Annotated in this window: 17 protein-coding genes; 12 read left to right on the forward strand and 5 right to left on the reverse strand. The window is 30.6% G+C overall.

Going from position 1 to position 18,938, the window contains the following annotated elements; all coding sequences use genetic code 11:
• Positions 1-13 precede the first annotated feature (13 nt).
• Together L1275_RS00355 and L1275_RS00360 are read left to right on the forward strand one after the other, a co-directional pair.
• Complete coding sequence (locus L1275_RS00355; protein WP_253468569.1) at positions 14-1,738, forward strand: TrkH family potassium uptake protein; 1,725 nt, start codon at positions 14-16, stop codon at positions 1,736-1,738.
• Positions 1,739-1,746: 8 nt separating this feature from the next.
• Positions 1,747-2,451 carry a TrkA family potassium uptake protein gene (locus L1275_RS00360; RefSeq protein ID WP_253468571.1) on the forward strand — a complete coding sequence of 235 codons (705 nt, stop codon included), beginning with the start codon at positions 1,747-1,749 and terminating at the stop codon, positions 2,449-2,451.
• Positions 2,452-2,540: 89 nt separating this feature from the next.
• Here the strand turns inward: L1275_RS00360 and L1275_RS00365 are convergent, their stop codons facing one another.
• A complete protein-coding gene (locus L1275_RS00365; RefSeq protein ID WP_253468573.1) occupies positions 2,541-3,830 on the reverse strand; it encodes a DUF389 domain-containing protein in 1,290 nt (429 codons plus the stop codon).
• An 817-nt stretch (positions 3,831-4,647) separates the two neighbouring features.
• Between L1275_RS00365 and L1275_RS00370 the strand changes: the two genes are divergently transcribed.
• The 5 genes from L1275_RS00370 (at position 4,648) to arsB (ending at position 8,602) form a co-directional block, all read left to right on the forward strand.
• Entirely contained in the window at positions 4,648-4,977 is a 330-nt protein-coding gene (locus tag L1275_RS00370; RefSeq protein WP_253468575.1) for a helix-turn-helix transcriptional regulator, read from the forward strand.
• A 63-nt stretch (positions 4,978-5,040) separates the two neighbouring features.
• Positions 5,041-5,511: a DUF6428 family protein gene (locus tag L1275_RS00375; protein ID WP_253468577.1), complete on the forward strand. Its 471-nt coding sequence runs from the start codon at positions 5,041-5,043 to the stop codon at positions 5,509-5,511.
• Between the two features lie 294 nt (positions 5,512-5,805).
• Positions 5,806-6,939, forward strand: a complete 1,134-nt coding sequence (gene chrA, locus L1275_RS00380) for a chromate efflux transporter (RefSeq protein WP_253468579.1) — start codon at positions 5,806-5,808, stop codon at positions 6,937-6,939.
• A gap of 13 nt (positions 6,940-6,952) precedes the next feature.
• Positions 6,953-7,561 (forward strand): protein-tyrosine-phosphatase, encoded by a 609-nt coding sequence (locus tag L1275_RS00385; RefSeq protein WP_253469300.1) that lies wholly within the window; start codon positions 6,953-6,955, stop codon positions 7,559-7,561.
• Between the two features lie 3 nt (positions 7,562-7,564).
• Positions 7,565-8,602, forward strand: a complete 1,038-nt coding sequence (arsB, locus tag L1275_RS00390; protein WP_253468581.1) for an ACR3 family arsenite efflux transporter — start codon at positions 7,565-7,567, stop codon at positions 8,600-8,602.
• 1,314 nt (positions 8,603-9,916) lie between these two features.
• On the opposite strand, the gene L1275_RS00395 is transcribed toward arsB, so the two are convergent.
• The 4 genes from L1275_RS00395 to L1275_RS00410 form a co-directional block, all read right to left on the reverse strand.
• The gene (locus tag L1275_RS00395; protein WP_253468582.1) at positions 9,917-10,462 is read right to left on the reverse strand and encodes a hypothetical protein; all 546 of its coding nucleotides are present in this window, start codon (positions 10,460-10,462) and stop codon (positions 9,917-9,919) included.
• Entirely contained in the window at positions 10,462-12,162 is a 1,701-nt protein-coding gene (locus L1275_RS00400; protein ID WP_253468584.1) for an amidohydrolase, read from the reverse strand. The genes L1275_RS00395 and L1275_RS00400 overlap by 1 nt, the downstream gene beginning before the upstream one ends.
• Before the next feature lie 221 nt (positions 12,163-12,383).
• Entirely contained in the window at positions 12,384-12,749 is a 366-nt protein-coding gene (locus L1275_RS00405) for an SH3 domain-containing protein (protein ID WP_253468586.1), read from the reverse strand.
• A gap of 776 nt (positions 12,750-13,525) precedes the next feature.
• Positions 13,526-14,374 carry an RteC domain-containing protein gene (locus L1275_RS00410; protein WP_253468588.1) on the reverse strand — a complete coding sequence of 283 codons (849 nt, stop codon included), beginning with the start codon at positions 14,372-14,374 and terminating at the stop codon, positions 13,526-13,528.
• 194 nt (positions 14,375-14,568) lie between these two features.
• Between L1275_RS00410 and L1275_RS00415 the strand changes: the two genes are divergently transcribed.
• The 5 genes from L1275_RS00415 (at position 14,569) to L1275_RS00435 (ending at position 18,922) form a co-directional block, all read left to right on the forward strand.
• Complete coding sequence (locus L1275_RS00415; RefSeq protein WP_253468590.1) at positions 14,569-14,889, forward strand: hypothetical protein; 321 nt, start codon at positions 14,569-14,571, stop codon at positions 14,887-14,889.
• A 619-nt stretch (positions 14,890-15,508) separates the two neighbouring features.
• Complete coding sequence (locus L1275_RS00420) at positions 15,509-16,279, forward strand: sensor histidine kinase (protein WP_253468592.1); 771 nt, start codon at positions 15,509-15,511, stop codon at positions 16,277-16,279.
• A complete protein-coding gene (locus tag L1275_RS00425; protein ID WP_253468594.1) occupies positions 16,269-16,952 on the forward strand; it encodes a response regulator transcription factor in 684 nt (227 codons plus the stop codon). The genes L1275_RS00420 and L1275_RS00425 overlap by 11 nt, the downstream gene beginning before the upstream one ends.
• A gap of 156 nt (positions 16,953-17,108) precedes the next feature.
• Complete coding sequence (locus L1275_RS00430) at positions 17,109-18,581, forward strand: DoxX family protein (RefSeq protein ID WP_253468596.1); 1,473 nt, start codon at positions 17,109-17,111, stop codon at positions 18,579-18,581.
• A gap of 50 nt (positions 18,582-18,631) precedes the next feature.
• Positions 18,632-18,922 (forward strand): DUF6520 family protein, encoded by a 291-nt coding sequence (locus L1275_RS00435; RefSeq protein WP_253468598.1) that lies wholly within the window; start codon positions 18,632-18,634, stop codon positions 18,920-18,922.
• Positions 18,923-18,938 lie beyond the last annotated feature (16 nt).

Raw genomic sequence — 18,938 nt, forward strand, 5'->3', positions numbered from 1 at the left:
TATATTATCTATAATGAGAATTAAAAATTTTAGTTACCTATTAAGCTCTTTTTATGTTATTGGGATAATAATACTTTTGGTAACTTTAGGTTTTGTTATCCCACGGGAATATAATGTTTATATCAATTTTTTCTTTATTGGATTACTTTTAATTGGAGTTGTAAAAACAATCTTAAAGTATTTTCTTGGAAATGAAAAGGTTATTGTTCGTGTAATTATATTTGATATAGTAAGTATTTTATTTATACTTTACTGTATTTTAATTCAGATCATAGATTATGATATCCATTATGTAAGTAAGTATTTACAGTTTGCTGTCATCTTAAAAATAATAAGAGAGGTTGCTACACCTAATTTTAGTTTAAAACGCTCATTTATAAATCCTCCGCAGCTTTTCATAATAAGCTTTTTTACTTTGATTTTTATTGGTGCCTTTATGTTAATGCTCCCTACTGCTTCAAAAGTACCTTTAAGCTTTTTAGATGCTTTATTTACGGCAACTAGTGCCGTATGTGTTACCGGTTTGACAGTGGTTGATACCTTCGAGCAATTTACAGCATTTGGTCATTTTCTAATTATGTTGTTGATTCAAATGGGGGGGCTGGGGATTCTAACATTTGCAGGATATATTGCCTATTTTTTTAAAGGCAATAGCTCATATGAAAATCAAATAGCATTAGGAAGTATCGCTAATAATGATGCTTTAAGTGAAGTTTTTGTTTTTGTAAAAAGGATCATCTATTTTACTTTTGCAATTGAAGCAATTGGAGCTTTTTTGATTTATTTTTCCTTAGAATCTCATAGCATGGCATTCTTGGATAAAGTTTTTTTTAGCGTCTTTCATTCTATTTCCGCTTTTTGTAATGCGGGTTTTTCGACTTTGCCCAAAGGTGTTATGAACATAGACTTTATATATAATTATAATTTTCAGTCCGTTTTAATATTACTGATATTTTTGGGAGGGATAGGGTTTCCGATTTTGATAAATCTGTTAAAGTACCTAGAGTATCTAATTCGTAAAGTCTTTTATAACCTTACAAGCAAGCGGCACAATAAGAGAAACTGGGTTTTTAGTCTTAGTTCCAAGGTTAATCTTGTGACTTCTCTTTCAATTCTAGGTATTGCTACAATTATTCTTTTCTTTGAGGAATTTTACAATACATTACAACCACACCAAGGATTTGGCAAATTTATATCGGCAGTATTTTTAGCGATAACACCCCGAACAGCAGGCTTTAATGCAATTGATTTTTCTCAATTGCATTTTTCATCGATTATGTTCGTAATTCTATTAATGTGGATTGGTGCTTCACCAGCTTCTACTGGGGGAGGAATTAAAACAAGTACATTTGCAATTGCAATTTTGAATTTTATCAATATTGCTAGAGGTAAGTCTAAAATCGAAGTTTTTAAGCGTGAATTGAATCCAATTAATGTTCAAAAGGCCTTTGCTACGATGACTTTGTCTTTTTTAGTAGTAGGAATCGGAGTCTTTTTAATTACAAAATTCGACAGCCATTTAAATCTCATTGATGTAGCTTTTGAAGCTTTCTCTGCTTATTCAACTGTTGGACTGTCTTTAAATGTAACACCAACATTATCCGATTCGAGTAAAGTAGTCATTATTATAATTATGTTTATCGGTAGAGTATCGATGATTACGATTTTAATGGCATTTTTTAAAAGAAGTACAGGTATGTCTAATTATGGTTATCCGTCGGATGATATTTTAATTTAAATGATTTTATGAAAGTAATTATTATCGGTTTAGGAAATTTTGGAGCTGCTCTTGGGAAGAAAATGTCCAAATTGGGACATGAAATTATCGGGGTGGATATTGATATGCAAAAAGTAGAAGCTCTTAAAGAGAAGTTATCATATACAATTTGTCTTGATGCTACCGATGAATTGTCCATCAGTAAACTACCCTTGAACAATACAGATGTTGTTATTGTAAGTATTGGGGAAAATGAGGGAGCAAATATTATGGCGACAGCTATTTTCAAAAACATGAATGTGAAACGGCTTATTAGTCGTTCTATTAATTCATTGCACGAAAATGTTTTACAAGCCATTGGAGTTTCAGAGATCATTCGTCCGGAATCTGAATCGGCAGAGCGGTGGACAAAAAAATTAAATGTAAAAGGAGTTGTTGACTCGTTTGAGCTTAATAAAGATTATAGCATTATAGAGGTGATAACCCCAGAGGAACTCGTAGGTAAGACATTTGATGAAATTGAATTTAAAAGAAAACATAATATTTTGGTAATGACTATTATTCAAAATAAAGAAGAGGCTAGTTTTTTAGGACAGTATAAAATTGTACCCGAAGTTCAAGGTTTTCCGTCTTCACAAACTATAATAAAAAGTAATGACGTTTTAGTAATTTATGGAGCAAATCAGGATATTTATAGGTTCTTAAGAAAGTTTAATTTAGGGACGCTCTCATGATTTTTCGATAAAGCCCCAAAATAAAGAACAGAAAAATTATAATGATGATTAGACTGTGATATGTTGAAACGCACACGCACAAATCATCATTATGACTGTTCTTTTACGATTTTTAAAGAAGTGTTTTTTATTTTAGCTTGAAGCCAGGTTTCAAACTTTAATTCATCTATTTTGGTGTGTGATTTATAGAGAACTAATGTGGACTGTATTATAGAATCATTTGCGTGATAGGTATTAATCTTTCCCATTGAAATTTCTTCAATTTCAGGGAACAATATTTCTATTTCTTTTTTTATTTCATCATTATCGAATTTGTATTTTTTCAACTCATTGCTTAATAAATTAATCTGTAAATCTTTCTCAGAAATATTAGTACTACGCTTGTTTATTTCTGACAGGATTTCTGATTTTAAATCAGAGGTGTTTTGTTTGATGACCAAATGAGTGTTATCAAGCCCAAAATCATTAAGTTTGCTATTTAATTGACTAATCTCAATACTATCGAATTGACGTGATAGAAAAGCCAATTCTATTGTTTTGTCATTTCTTTTATAATTGATCTTTTTATAAATAATAGTATATCCACGATTATAGAATTCAGTATTTAAAAATTTATCTACATTTTGAGTAAACTTTTTTTCATTAAGTAAATTGTACGCAAGATAGAAACTTGGAATAGTCATTATCAATATCATTAATGTAATTGAATAACGCAGCTTTTTATCAAATGCTTTATTATCAGTTACTACAGGCTTATATTTTAGATATTTGATTATTAGAAATGTAGCAATTCCAATGAAGAAGCAATTAATACTGTATAAGTATAATGCACCAACAAAAAACTTCATATTAAAGGTTGCAAGCCCAAATCCTGCTGTACATAATGGTGGCATCAAAGCAGTAGCAATGGCAACTCCTGGAATAGGATTTCCTTTTTCTTTTCGTGTCATAGAAATAGCACCGACAATACCTCCAAAAAATGCAATCAGTACATCATATATTGTAGGAGAGGTACGGGCAAGAAGTTCAGATTGTGCGTCTTTAAATGGGCTTAAATAAAAGTATAATGTTGCTACAGACAAGCTTACGATTGTGGCAATAAGTAAATTTTTTGCAGATTTTTTCAGCAGTTTAAAATCATAAGTAGCTAATGAATATCCCGCACCAACAATAGGACCCATTAGTGGAGATATTAACATGGCTCCAATAATTACAGCTGTTGAATTAACATTTAATCCTATTGATGCTATTAGAATAGCACAAGCTAGAATCCAAATATTGGCTCCCTTAAATGAAATGTTCTTTGAAACATTCTCTATTACTTTAGCTCTTTCTTCTTCATCACTACGAAGATTCAATAAATTTTTTAGATAACTCATAATTGTTGTCAATAGAAATTTCCAAGTGTTAAAATAATAAAAAAAACGGAACTAATGTTTTTTATTAGTTGACATTGTGATTATTTTTAATATTGTATTTTAAAGCTTTTAAACCTGTTTTGATAATTAGTAATATATAAAATATCTTAGAAATAGTGACATTTTTAAAAGCAGGAGGATTAATTTTGTTCATACAAAAAAATTAAAAGTCAAAACATCGTACATATATGAAAAATATTTTTCGTAATTCTTTTGGGTTAATAAATTTGATATTAAACGAATGAAGTTTTTTTTTACTTTTCTTGTAGTAGCAATCGGTGTGGCACTTACAGTTGCGTTATGAGCAATTTCTGTAAATAATATATTTCATTTTGCAGTTTATATTAATAAAATACAAAGAATACTATATTTATATAGTTTATGCCTGTGATTAAAATCTTATTTTCTTTAATAGTTCTCAAAATAAAACTAAATATTTCTATCGAAAAGGTAACTTCTCAAATTATGATTGCCGTTATGAAAAGATCTGGAATGATAATTATAAAGCAGAAATTAACTTTTTAAACATAAAAATATAAGTAGGTAGTTATTATATATCTTAGTTTTTATTCAAGAAACGAATGCACGTACTTTTGAGAATTTACCCAAATGACCATGCAGATAGCAAGTTTATTTCAAGTCTCATAACAGTAAATTATGGACTTGAAAGTTTATAAGTATGGATTAAATAAGACTGTAATATTGTGTCGATAAAAGTATAAAAAATACTTTGTTAGTTATTTTATTATCGTAATATTGCAATATATTATAATTACATATGGGAATTACTAGGACAGATATATATTCGGATAAGCAAAACAAATTGGCATTGCTTTTTAAAGTTTTAGGTCATCCTGCTAGAATTGCAATTCTACAGTTTATAATCAATGAAAAAACATGTATTTGCAATGATCTTGTCGAAGAGTTGGGTTTAGCACAGGCAACAATTTCTCAACATTTGAAAGAATTGAAAAATTTTGGTATTATTAAAGGTACTATTGAGGGAAAATCAGTTTGTTATTGTATCGATGAAAAAAAATGGACGCAATTTCAAGAGGAATTTAATACCTTCTTCAATCAAGATATAAATATAAAACAATGCTGCTAAGCTTTTTTATAAACTATCATCGTAACATCGCAATATAGTATAACTAAATGTTTATATATAATTATGAAACTATCAGAAATTAAAGAAATCTTATCAACATTAGAAAATGTTGAATTTCAATTAGAGAATGGAACGTATGTGCCAGAGTATTTTCATGTGACGGAAATTGGTCAAATAACTAAAAAATTTATTGATTGTGGAGGAGTAATACGTATTGAAAAGGTAGTTAATTTTCAATTATGGAATGCAGATGATTTTGAACACAGACTCAAACCAGAGAAGTTATTGAGGATCATTAAACTTTCAGAAGAAAAATTAGGAATTGAGGATTATGAAATAGAAGTTGAATTTCAAAGTGAGACAATTGGTAAATATGATTTGGAATTCAAAGATAAAACCTTTGTTCTGAAAAATAAAACAACCGCTTGTTTGGCTCAAGATGCCTGTGGTATTTCTTCTGAAAACGAAAATTTAATAAATATTTCTGTAGGCGACAGTGCTAATAGCTGTACGCCTGGCGGTGGATGCTGTTAAAATTTTATTTATATGTTATATAAAATAATTAGAACAAGTATTTAAAGGCTATTAGTCTTATATATTTAATTGTGGAATCCGTTTTATGCTTTATCTGGAATTACAGAGTTTAGAGAAATTTTTCTGCTAAACTTTCTTAAGACAATAACACGTATTCTAATAATCATGTTTTAAAAATTTACAGTATTTTGGAAACAGTATGTCACAGTTGTACTGATTGGATATTATTTTTATCAAGTATGTTTTTATTAATCAAATATGGAGGTAAATCCCTATTGATAGATTCTGGTTTTAATGGAACAAAATAATATTCCAATAAAAGAAATAGCCAAACTTTTTATCAAGCTAGGTTGTATTGGTTTTGGTGGCCCCGCAGCTCATATTGCTATGATGCAACAGGAGGTTGTAGTAAAAAGAAAGTGGATGAATGAACAGCATTTTCTAGATTTGTTGGGAGCTACTAATCTCATTCCTGGACCCAATAGCACTGAAATGGCGATACACATCGGTTATGACAAAGGGGGATGGAAAGGGTTGATTGTTGCAGGGATATGTTTTATTTTACCAGCGGTTTTTATTACAATAATACTTGCCTGGTTGTATGGGAAATACGGACAACTTCCCGAAATGGAACCCTTTATATATGGAATTAAACCAGCAATTATTGCCGTTATTATTGGAGCGGTCTACCCATTAGCAAAAAAATCTATAAAATCGACCTACTTAGCAAGTATTGGTATTGCTGTTTTAGTTTTATCATTATTTAATATAAATGAAATATATTTAATGTTTGGGGCAGGTTTTTTGACATTAGGTTTATATTACATAAAACATAGAAAAATAAATACTATACAAAGTATTACTCCACTATTGTTCTTACAGATCACACATAGTTCTATATTATGGGAAACAAATATCAGATTATTCTGGATCTTCCTAAAGATTGGCGCAATCCTTTATGGAAGTGGTTACGTTTTGTTCGCTTTTTTAGACACTGAATTAGTAACAGCTGGCTTGCTAACTCGGCAGCAACTAGTTGATTCTATAGCTGTCGGTCAGTTTACACCAGGTCCCGTTTTCTCATCAGTTACATTCATTGGCTATCAAATAAACGGATTTAGCGGAGCCATCATTTCGACGATTGCTATTTTCCTTCCATCATTTTTTTTGGTAGCATTACTAAATCCATTGATTAAAATATTGCGTAAATCAAAAGGATTTTCGGTCTTTTTAGATGCAGTAAATGTCGCTTCTGTAGCTATTATCATAGCAATTTGTTTCAATATGAGTAAAGAAGTCATTACGAATTGGCGGGGAATATCAATTGCAATAGTCAGTGCATTTGTAGTTATCAAATTTAGACAAGTCAATAGTGCATTTATCGTAATCGGGGCGGTAATCATGGGGTATATATTATCTATAACTTAATTTAATAAAATGTATAAAAGAATTATCTCAAACTATCGAAAATTTTAAAAATCAGGCGATCAGTGCTGAACGTAAGAATGTATTAAAACTTTTAATCGATTTTATCCAAGAAAAGATTGATGAAAATAAAGAAATAAGCATCAATTTTATTTGTACACATAATTCGCGAAGAAGTCATTTGACACAAATATGGGCACAGATGGCTGCAACACACTTTAGAATTCCAAATGTATATTGCTTTTCAGGTGGTACCCAGGAAACTACATTATTCTCAAAAGTGGCAGAAACATTAACCAACCAAGGGTTTAAAGTTGTTAAAATAGCAGAGTGTGAAAACCCTATATATGCCATAAAGTATCATGAAAATGCTTTGCCAATAATTGGTTTTTCAAAGAAGTATGATCATCCGTTTAATCCCAATACATCATTTGCAGCTGTAATGACTTGTTCTCAGGCAGATGGAGGATGTCCCTTTATTGCAGGCGCTCAAGCAAGAATTCCAATTACCTATGAAGATCCTAAAATATCAGACAGTACAGATAAACAGACTTCTATTTACTTTGAGAGAAGTTTACAGATAGCTTCTGAAATGTTTTATGTTTTTTCTGAAATAATTAAATAAGTGATGCAACCAAAATTAAAATTTCTTGATCAGTATCTTACTTTGTGGATATTTCTAGCCATGGTACTTGGCATTGTCATAGGAAATCTCTTTCCTAGTGTTTCTAATATCACAAATGCCTTAAATGTTGGTACAACCAATATTCCTTTGGCTATAGGTTTGATATTAATGATGTACCCACCACTGGCAAAGGTTAATTATTCGTTATTACCTATGGCTTTTAAGGATAAAAAAGTAATAGGTATTTCTTTATTGTTAAATTGGATTATTGGTCCTGCTTTGATGTTTGGATTGGCATTCTTGTTTCTAAGAAATGAACCAGATTACATGATAGGCCTAATTCTTATTGGTCTGGCAAGATGTATTGCAATGGTCATTGTATGGAATGACTTAGCAAAAGGGAATCGAGAATATGCTGCTTTATTAATTGCATTAAACAGTATTTTTCAATTGTTCACTTACAGTTTTATGGTTTGGTTATTTATTAATGTATTGCCAGGTAAATTAGGTTTACCTCATTTCAATGTAAATGTGCCTATGAAAGATGTGAGTGAAAGTGTATTGATTTATTTAGGAATACCATTTTTAGCCGGATTTCTAAGTCGTTATTTTCTAATAAAATCTAAAGGAATAGAGTGGTACAATAGAAAGTATATTCCACTAATATCTCCAATTACATTATATGCACTACTATTTACAATTGTTTTAATGTTTAGTCTTAAAGGTGATAAAATAATTGAATTGCCTTTTGATGTAGTAAAAGTAGCCATACCTTTAGTAATCTATTTTATTCTCATGTTCTTTGTTAGTTTTTTTATTAATAAATCTTTTAAAGTGCCTTATGATAAAAATGCTTCTATTTCTTTTACAGCTACAGGAAACAATTTTGAACTAGCCATTGCAGTAGCCATTGCTGTGTTTGGCATACATTCCCCTCAGGCTTTTGTAGGCGTAATTGGACCACTTGTAGAAGTTCCTGTATTGATATTGTTAGTAAAAACAAGCTTGTGGTTAAAGACAAGATATTATGGAAAAAGTTAATATTCGATGAGCATTATATTATTCTAAATTCTAAATTGGATTAAAATTGGAAGCATACTGGAAAACTAAATAATTATTATCAGAGTAAAGTAGAACCTAACAAAAGTTGTTTGCTCGAATTACGAAGCTAAATACTAAATCAAGATATAAATATTATGGAAGCGAAGAAATATGGAAAGCTTTGTTTTTGTTATAAGAAAAAGACGTTCTGTTATTTGTGGATTGATAAGAAAAGTAATGACCTTACGTATTAATTGTTGAAGTGAATAACCTTTATCATCCTTCATTAGAGCCATGCGAGCGTAGCGGGATGAAGATACTTAGAATTAACTCAAATCAATATTTGCCCGTAAAATCATTAGTGATGTTTTTACAGCGACGCTAAACGTATGAAATAATCATACAGTTAGTATTGAAAACTAAATATTAATTTCTTTAATTGTAGTTTTCCCCTTTAGAACAGCAGCTAATTTTACAAATAATTGCTTCAGATCTAGAATATCTACAGAGATATAAAAGAATTGTATTAGGCGTTAACTGTAATTTTATCTAAGAATACAGAAGAATGAATCGCATGAAGAAATACATATTTAATTCCGAAGACTTGTATCTAGAAATTGGAATTTAAACGACATCGACAAAATATACAAAATAGATTCTGACCAAAAAGGGAATGGGTTTTTTCAACTTTTCCATCAAAAGAATAAACTATTGAATTTGTCGAACGAATGAAAAAGCAATTTAAAGACAAAGGATTTCGCTATTTCGCGGTAGATAAACCTGATGACAATGAATTGATCGCTTTTATCGGTCTTTTGATGATGATTTTACACCTTACGTAGTTATTGGTTGGCAAATAAAAAGTTGTGAGTAGAATAATGGTTTAGCAATATAATGAGCAAAAAAGTATATTTATTATGCTTTGAACAACTGAAAACATGCGTACTATGTAAAATCGGATTAAAAAATGAAAATACTTAAAACATAGATATGTAGTAATGGAGTATTGAATGAAAGTACAAAAAAACAAAACCTTATTAGGTATTTTAATAAGAGATTTAAAAGAATGCGAATATTTACTGACTACGACTGTTTTAATTAATCGAATTTTGTGTACTTCTTATTTGGTTACTTATGTAGAAAGAAAAAAGGCGGTTGCAAAAAAACAGATGATAGACAAGCCGATCCTATATATTGTCTATATGTGTAATGTTCGTAATAAAGAAGTAAAGTAATAGCGAAATTTTATTTAGCAATTAAAACAAAAATCCAGATAACTCTGGATTTTTGTTTTTAATAAGAATGCTTGAAATTTTAATTTATGACTCGCGTTAATGCAAGACCTATAGCCCAAGAATTATAGGCATTGATTTTTATATCATTGGTAATATTTGCATTTAATTCCCATTTATTGGATAAATGGTAGCCATACTCTAAACCAACCCTTGCAAGAAAAAGATTTCCAGTATGTGCAAATTCGCCACCGGCACCACCCATTAGACTAAAATGCTTTCCTAGCTTGTATGATAGCATTACTGCTGATGCGATTGGATAGCTTCTCTGTAAGGCTTGACCTCCACCACTTTTAAGGTGTTCTTCAACTGTGAAATCTTCAACAACAATATCAGTATGCAACCCAATTGCCCATTTCGAACTAAACTTATAATTGTAATTTATTGCCCAAGATGGTAATGAAAGCCATTTTTTATTCCCGTTGGACTGAATTCCCTGACTCACTTGTGTATGGCTGATCATAAATCCTAAAGTATGGTGCGGATGAAACTGTGTATGTTCGGTTTGAGCGAAAACACTAGTAACAAATAGGAAAAACGCAACAATGGCTGTAAGAACAAATTTCATTATTTCTTTTTATAAATTGTTTTACCTTCTTTAATGGTTTCAAAAACTTTAATATCTTTAATTACCATCACGTCCACTTTTATGGGGTTTTTATCGAGAATAACTAAATCAGCCAGTTTCCCCTCTTTTAATGAACCTTTGCTATTCTCCTCAAAATACTGATAAGCTGCATTAGTTGTAATTGCCTGTAAAGCCTCATAAGGTGAAATTCTTTCATCAGCTCCAATTACAATACCATTTCTAGAAATACGATTAACGGCAGACCATATTACAAACATTTGGTCAATGGGTACTACGTTAAAATCTGTATGATTGGTAGGGCGTAAACCTTTGGTAATTGCCATTTTCATCGGACTAATAAATGAGGCTTGTTCTAAACCCCGATTTTTGATGTGTGTATCTGCAAAGAAATAAGTATGTTCTGTATAAAATGATGGAATTATTTTATACTCCAAAAATTTATCCAATTGGTCTTCTCTGGAAAATTGACCGTGAATGATTGTAGTTCTCCTATCCTTTGTAGGATTTTCTGCTGAAGCAAATTCATGTGCTTTAATGCACATATCTATGGCCGCATCTCCATTGGCGTGAAAGGTAGATTGTAAACCAGCATCATAAATACGTTTAAGCAGTTGATTGGCTTCATCCTGACTAAATGATGGTTCTCCATACCAATTCTTTTCTCCTCCTGGACCTCCTGTTAAGTAAGGTGTTGTAAAAAAAGCTGTTCTGCCTTGTGGTGATCCGTCAATGGTAATTTTTATTCCACCTAATTTGAAGTGGTTGTTGTATTTACCAAAGTCTTTAGGTGGATATACCTTGAATAACGTGTCCATTTCTGTAAACATCGGGTATGAAATAACATCAATAAATAGTTTGTTTTCTTTAGCTCCTCGTTCCAATAAAGAAACTTCTCCCATATGGGTTGCACCTTCCTGTGCTGTAGTTACTCCCGCCTCGGCATATAACATTTGACCTTCTTTTAATTGAGAAAGTTGTGTTTCAACTGACGGCTTTGGCATAGCTGCAAAAATGGGTAAATAAGACATCTCCATAATCAAGCCATAAGGCTCATTAGTGCCTGGTTTTCTGACAATTATTCCACCTGGTACTGTTGGCGTTTTATCATTGATATTATATAAAGCCATTGCTTTGGAATTCATCACAACGCCATGCATGGAAACATGTATTACCATTACGGGATTATTGGGAAAAGCTTTGTCTAAATCGTCTCGATTTAATAAGACACCGTTAGGCATTGCATTATCATCATATCCATAACCCATTATCATTTCTCCATCAGGAATCTTTTTATCGGCTTGTAGTTTTTGTAGTGAATTGACAATTCCTTCTACGCTATTGCCTTGACCTGCGGGAGCCGGCTGGCAATTAGCTTGAGAGTTCATCGCTAAAGAGCTCATAAAATGACTGTGTGGATCTATAAATCCGGGCAATAATGTTTTTCCTTCCAGATTTTTCATTTCTGTTTCATCCCCTTGAAATTTTTCAGCTTCTACTTTTGATCCAACAAAAAGGATTTTTCCATCTTTTACTGCCAATGCTTCTGCATATTTTGCTTCATTTCCCTCCATTGTTATAATGTCTCCACCAAAATAAATGGCATCAGCAGGGTTAGTAATTTTGTCTTTACAACTCACAAGAGCTATAAATAGGAGTAATAAAGATAATTTAGATCTCATTTTATTATATTTGAAGTTTATAAGCAAGTTGTTTTATTTACTTATAAAAATAATAAATTTAGTTATTAAGTCGTAATTATATTTTATTTTTTTAACTTTTTATTTAAGACTTTAATCGTTTTGGATGAATTTTTCAAGTCATCTATTTGTAAATGGGGATTATGTTGGGATTAATAGTGATTTGTAGATAATGACGATTCGTGTTTATATTTCTACATAAACTAATATTTAAGAATGGTTAACTCTATAATTTCATCAGGAACCCAACCTTCATCACTATCACTTATTTTCCTTACCCAGCTCCAAGCATTTAAGGACTTTATTTTTACAACTATTTCGTTTATATCGATGTTTAATTCTTTAGCACTATAATCTTCTAAGATAAGTCCTTCTGCATTATGTCCTAAATTTCTAATTATTTGAATGGGAACCCAGCCACCCTGTTGTCTATTATTCTCGACCCAAATCCAATCTTTCCAATTTTCCTCTGGTGCAAGGTCACCTAGTTTTACGATTTCTCCTTTAGATAAACTAATAGGTACTTCATATTCTGTTTTGTGTGTGCTAATACTTTTCCAGAGTTCCATTTTTATTATTTTTTAGAGTTATTTTAATCAAACAAATTATACCTATAAAGGTGTACCCTAATAAAAGTAAAACTTTTTGTTTCATTTGAAGTCAGGATTAAGAACCCAAACTTAGTAAACTTATCTCAAGAACCCGGCTAATCTTTGGGAATATTTTGAATCAAAAGTTGTTTTATTATCTCTAAAGTAAAAAAAGTCTAGAAGTTTTTAGTCGAGAATATATAAACTTTTAAAAACACAGATTTCAAGAAGCAAAGCAAGGGTATTAGGAATAGGGCATTGGATTTGTGAAAATGAAATAACCTGTTTTTATTGATTTTTCCTTAAGCCCCGCTATTTATCCGTCTTTTAACTCTTATGACAAGTATCGGTTTTCTTGTTTTTCCACATGATAAGTTATTTGGAAATATTTTAATACGCTTTATACTAATTTTGTGCCAGATAAAGTATTGAAAGACTTTTGAATGCTACTAATTATATTATTGCGTTTAAGAAATTTATTTATTGACTCCTTTAGATTACTTTCTGTACATTTTTATTGTCTTTACTTATATGTAAATAATTGCCTTACTTAGAATAGTGGCCACCTATTTTTATTAACTAAATAGTGAATTTATAAGGTTTTGGAATTGTTGTTGACTAGATAGATCCTGTTTTATATCTAAATAGTTGATTAATAAAAGAAAATTTGCTTAATGACTAAATATTTTTAAATTCGAAAAGTAAAAACAAACAAGCCATTGCTGTTCACAATGACTTGTTTAAAATTAGCTTTGCTAATCTAAAGATGAACGATCCATGTAAACTTCCAGCGTTTCTTTTAATTTATCTAAATAACTTGTCCTTGATTTGGCTCTTGTTTTCATTCTGTGAAAAGCATGATGTATATCTATAAGTGAGATTCCAAATAAGCCTTGAAACAAGCCAGCTATTTTTCTAATTTCTCCTTTGCCATGATTAATAGAGCCAGTGACATGAAGGGCATATATAAGCTCTATTAAAGCATTTTGTGACTCTGACCAAATTAATGTTTCAGATAATTGCATATACGTATAATCACTGTTTTCTTGCCTTCGTATCTTTTCTTGTAAATAGTTTTGTAATAGTTCATGTCCAATAATTCTAGAAACTTTGTAATCGTAGTAGGTTGAGAATAAGGGATCAATTTCAAAGGCAAAGCTGTTTATACCGAAGAGCAAGTTTAATTTTCCTAGGGTAAAATACTCTACATCTTTATCTATGCGTTTGGCATTGTAGTATTTGTAAAAGTCATTATGGCAAAAAAACTTTTTGTATTCATTATTTAGCTCTGCTATTTTTTTAATGTAGTACTTGTTTTTAGATGAAGAATCCAATGGACAATTAGTCTCTATTCTATATATTTTGTTGTAAAAAATGAGCTTACTTAAAATTGTAGGTTTGATTACTTTAAAAAATTCAATTTCTTCATATTGATTTTTAAACCCACTATTTAGTACATTCTTTTTAAGTTGGTTTAGTATCAATTGTAAGAACTGCATCATTTCAAATGCTTTTTTAATAGTAATAGAATCACATAAATACAACTCTTTTTCTTTTGTCTGGATTTTCTCTAAAGTCTCTTTGTAAATAACATGTTGTGTCATAATTACTTCTTTTTGGTTGGTTAATTTTTGACACATTGATTCAAGTAAAATTGTTGATTTATCCCCTTATAAAATAACGCAAATCCACCTTGGAAATCAATACGTTAAAACACGGTAAAATTGCGGAAATCACGTATTGTTTATTAAATTAAAAATGTAAATCTTTATAAGTTAACTTTTAAATCATTAGTTTTATGGATATTAACAAAAAAAATGGTTCCGTAATTGACCTTACTAAGGCGATTGAGCTAACACATTCCTATCAAGAAATGAACCCTCTAAAGGCAAATAGCTATTTCGTGGGTTTTGATAGATTAGACGATTTGTTACAACAAAATCAATGTGTTGGTATGCGCATTTATCCTGGTTTAGATAGCAATACAAATCAAATGAATATAGTTTTGGTTGGTGTTGACAAAAGCGGGGAGGATATGACTAGCGGCCTAATGTTGGATGAACTTGTCACTTGTCCACCTATGTGTCCAAAAGAGAGCCAGCTTGTAAAAATTAATTAATGATTTATAATATACTCTTATATGTAACTTTATTAGCAGGATTTATTCCCTTGATTTTATTTATTGGAAAGGGACTTTATAAAAAGAAGAATTACGGTTCTATATTTCCGTTAATTCTGTTAATTGCTTGTTCATCAATTTATGAGTATTTAGGAAGCGTGGTATTACATCTAAATGTGATACCGTGGTTTCAAATTCATTCGTTATTAGAATTTTTAGCTCTCTTTTATCTTTTTAAAAATTTAATAGAAAATAGGCCTAGGTGGTTTTTTGCAACTTATTTAGGTCTTTTTCTATTATTCTATATTGATTCATTTTTTCTATTAGAGACTGAATCAGCACTTGTTTCTAAAAGTTTAAATAAACTATTTATGACCCTATTTGTTATAAGTTGTAGCTTTCTATGGGTTAAGCAAATATTAGATCAAAAGGTAATTCTAAAATTACATCAAAATGGTAGCTTTTACATAGTTATAGGGCTGTTTTTTTATTACAGTACTACAATCTCGTTGTTTATCCTTTCTAATTATCTATATAAAAACGAGCTTTTCTTTAATGATTACTGGTTAGTGAATATTATATCGAGTTTAATTCTACGAATCTTATTATCAATAGGTGTATGGAAAATGAATTAAAATTGCTTTTTTGGTTAAGTACTTCTATTATGATTTATCTTGTTGTTATGGTGATTATCCTATTGATAGTATATCAGAAAAACCTTATCAAATACCGCAATGAGCAGCTAAAGGAACAACTAAGGACTAATTTAATTGTAGAACATAAAGAAAGAGCGAGAATTGCAAAAGAATTACATGATGGCTTATGTGGAGATTTGGCCACTTTAAAAAACTTTGCCTCCGTAATTCAGGTAAGCAACGATAAGGATTTGGTTACAGCTACTATTTCGGATATTCAGGATAGTATTTCACAGTGTTACGACCAAGCTTTAAGAATCAGCTATAATTTATCTCCACCTTTAATTAAAAACAATTCAATTGGTTTGCTAATTAAAAGTTACTTAGTAAGAGTATCAAGAGTAACTTCAATTGAGTTAAATTTTAGTTCCGAAAAGCAAACATTTATACTGGATGAATTAACAAGATTGGAACTCTATAGAATTGTACAAGAAATGATTCAAAATATCATTAAACATAGCGAGTCAACCTTTGCAGATGTGACCCTACATTGGCATACAAATCATTTGATTTTAAAAGTAGTAGATGATGGTGTTAAATATGATTTTAATGCTGATTTAAAACAACAAGACGTGGGATTGGGCCTAAGTAATATTAAGGCAAGAATCAAGCAAATCAAAGCAGAGTTTATTCATGAATCAAAACATAACAGCAACTTGGTTCAATTAAAAATTAAACGAATAGATGGAAATTAAAGTAGGAATTATAGATGATCATAAGCTATTTAGGAAAAGCTTTGCTTTACTGCTTTCTCAATTGGAAGGGATAGAGGTAGTGTTTCAATGTTCTAATGCAATAGAACTTTTAGAATTATTAAAAAGAACAAAGATCGATGTTTTATTTTTAGATATACAAATGCCTGTAATGGATGGATTTGAAGTAGCTCATAAATTAAATGTAAAATACCCCAATTTAAACATTCTTGTTCTTAGTAGTTTTAATGATTCATATAGCATTGAGCGTATGTTACAGTACAATATATCGGGTTATTTGACTAAGAACAGTACCGTTAGTCAGTTAAAAAAAGCTATAATCTGCGTACATAATAAAGGTATTTATTACGACACTCAAATTAGCGAAATAATCACAGATTTAGAAGGTCATAAGCGCAGAAAAGACGTTAAACTGACTGATATTGAAGTTGAAATTATAAAGCTTTTTGCAAAACAACATAGTGGAAGAGAAATCGCAAAGATTCTTAGTATTAGTATGCGGACTGTAGAAAAGCACAAAGAGATTCTGATGCAAAAGACCCAAGCCAGAAATTTTATTGGTGTCATTAATTTTGCAATTTTGCGCCATTATCTCAACGACGATGATTTGAAACAGCAAGATATTAGTTCAACTATTTTAAAAAGAAATGTTTAGATTAAAAATCATTTAGCTTTAAATTTCACAATTTTTTTTAATCAAATTACCTTCTTTAATCAAATCACCTTAAAATTCATTGAAAATTAGGTGAATTCACGTATTGTTTTGGGATTTAACTGTTTGTAGCTTTGAATATCCCAAAATGCAAATACTATGAAAGCCAAATTCATCCTATTTATCCGATACTTTTTAGTATTACTATTTGTTTATGCAGCAGTAAGTAAGATAATCACTTTTGAAGCATTTCAGATTCAATTAACCCAATCACCGCTTCTAAGCGTTTATGCTAATTTGATTGCATATTTAGTAATCATCGTAGAACTTATTATTGCCTTATTACTTACTATACGAGAATCAAAACTTCTAGGACTTTATCTGAGTTATGGGCTGTTGGTTGCATTTACCCTATACATTTACCTAATCTTAAACTATAGTGATTTTATCCCGTGTTCTTGTGGCGGTATACTTGAGAAAATGGGATGGCATGAGCATTTATGGTTTAATATAATGGTAACAATATTCACACTTTTAGCCATTTACTTTCACGATAGTAAAATAAAGCATTTTTATATTATTTCTCCTGCAATAACTCTAGTTAGTTGTCTTACTATTATTTTACTTTTTCTTTCTTCAGAACACATTATAAAAAAAGAAAATCCATTTATAAGACGATTTTTACCTCATGGAGTAGTTCAGGATAAAATTCTCGACCTAACTGTAAATTCTTTTTATTTTTCAGGACATAAAAACGACATCGTTTATCTTGGAAATTTTACAGCGCCTCTTCGTTTTATTTCCATAGATGAAAAACTCCAAAGAACAGATTTTCAAATACAGATTGATTCTTTAAAACTTCCTTATACGAATCTTAGGTTAAAAACTGTTTATCCCAATTTTTATCTGGCCGATGGAACGATTCCAATCATTTTCATAGGAAGCTTAAACAACAAAGAACAAAAGAAAGTTGCAAAAGTCCTAAGTTACAAAGAGGCTTATTTTTCCGATTTCATTCCAATAGATTCAACTGCCATTGCTATTAAGGGACAGAGCAATAAAAACTATCACAACATTATTGGAATCTTAAAGCCTAATTCAGAACCAAAAGTTCGCATAAATAAAGACCTATTAGAAACTAAATCAGATGGTGTTTTTGATACCGATGGCATGCTTACCTATAGTAGGGAAGATAATAATTTCCTTTATACTTTTTATTATAAAAATCAATTTATCCAAACCGATCACAATCTTTCGCTTATCAAAAGACATACTACAATAGATACAACCAAAACAACCAATATCACAACAGCCAAGTTAACAACAGGAGAGAATAAAATGACTACTCCTGTAAAAGCTATTAATTCAAAAGTTATAGCGCATCGCAATCTCTTGTTTATAATTTCAAATTCTATGGGGCAGAATGAGTCCAAAAAGATGTGGAAGCAAGCCAGTATTGTAGATGTTTATGACTTTACCAGTAGCAGTTATATCGCGAGTTTTCAAATCAACCACCTAGGGGAAGATAAACTTTCTGATATACTTGTTACAGACCATTTTATCTATGGTCTATTTGACAAGAACCTTGTTCGTTACAAAATGGCCAAATCGCTAATAAGCAAGTTTCATTAAGGTTTAGCAACACCTTAAAAAAGTGCTATTAACCATTAAATTTAAATAAAATGAGAAAATTTCTAAAATCTGCAGGATTACCAATCGGAGTGATTGTTCTTGCTATGGGTAGTGCATTTGCAACAAATGCTATTAAAAATGCCAATCTTCTAAGTGAACCGGGTTATCAGCAATTAGATTCCGAAGGATTTACATGTGTTGAAAGAACGGAATGCTCGGAGTTCGGTTCGAAAGTTTGTACCTGGAATGATCCAGCAACAAACATAGATCATAACTTATATCGTATGGAGACCAAAGATGGTCAAACGGCATGCGTTAAACAGTTATATCGCATAGATTAACTAAAAAAGTGACGCC

Source organism: Flavobacterium sp. HSC-61S13, assembly GCF_024171535.1.
Lineage (GTDB): Bacteria > Bacteroidota > Bacteroidia > Flavobacteriales > Flavobacteriaceae > Flavobacterium.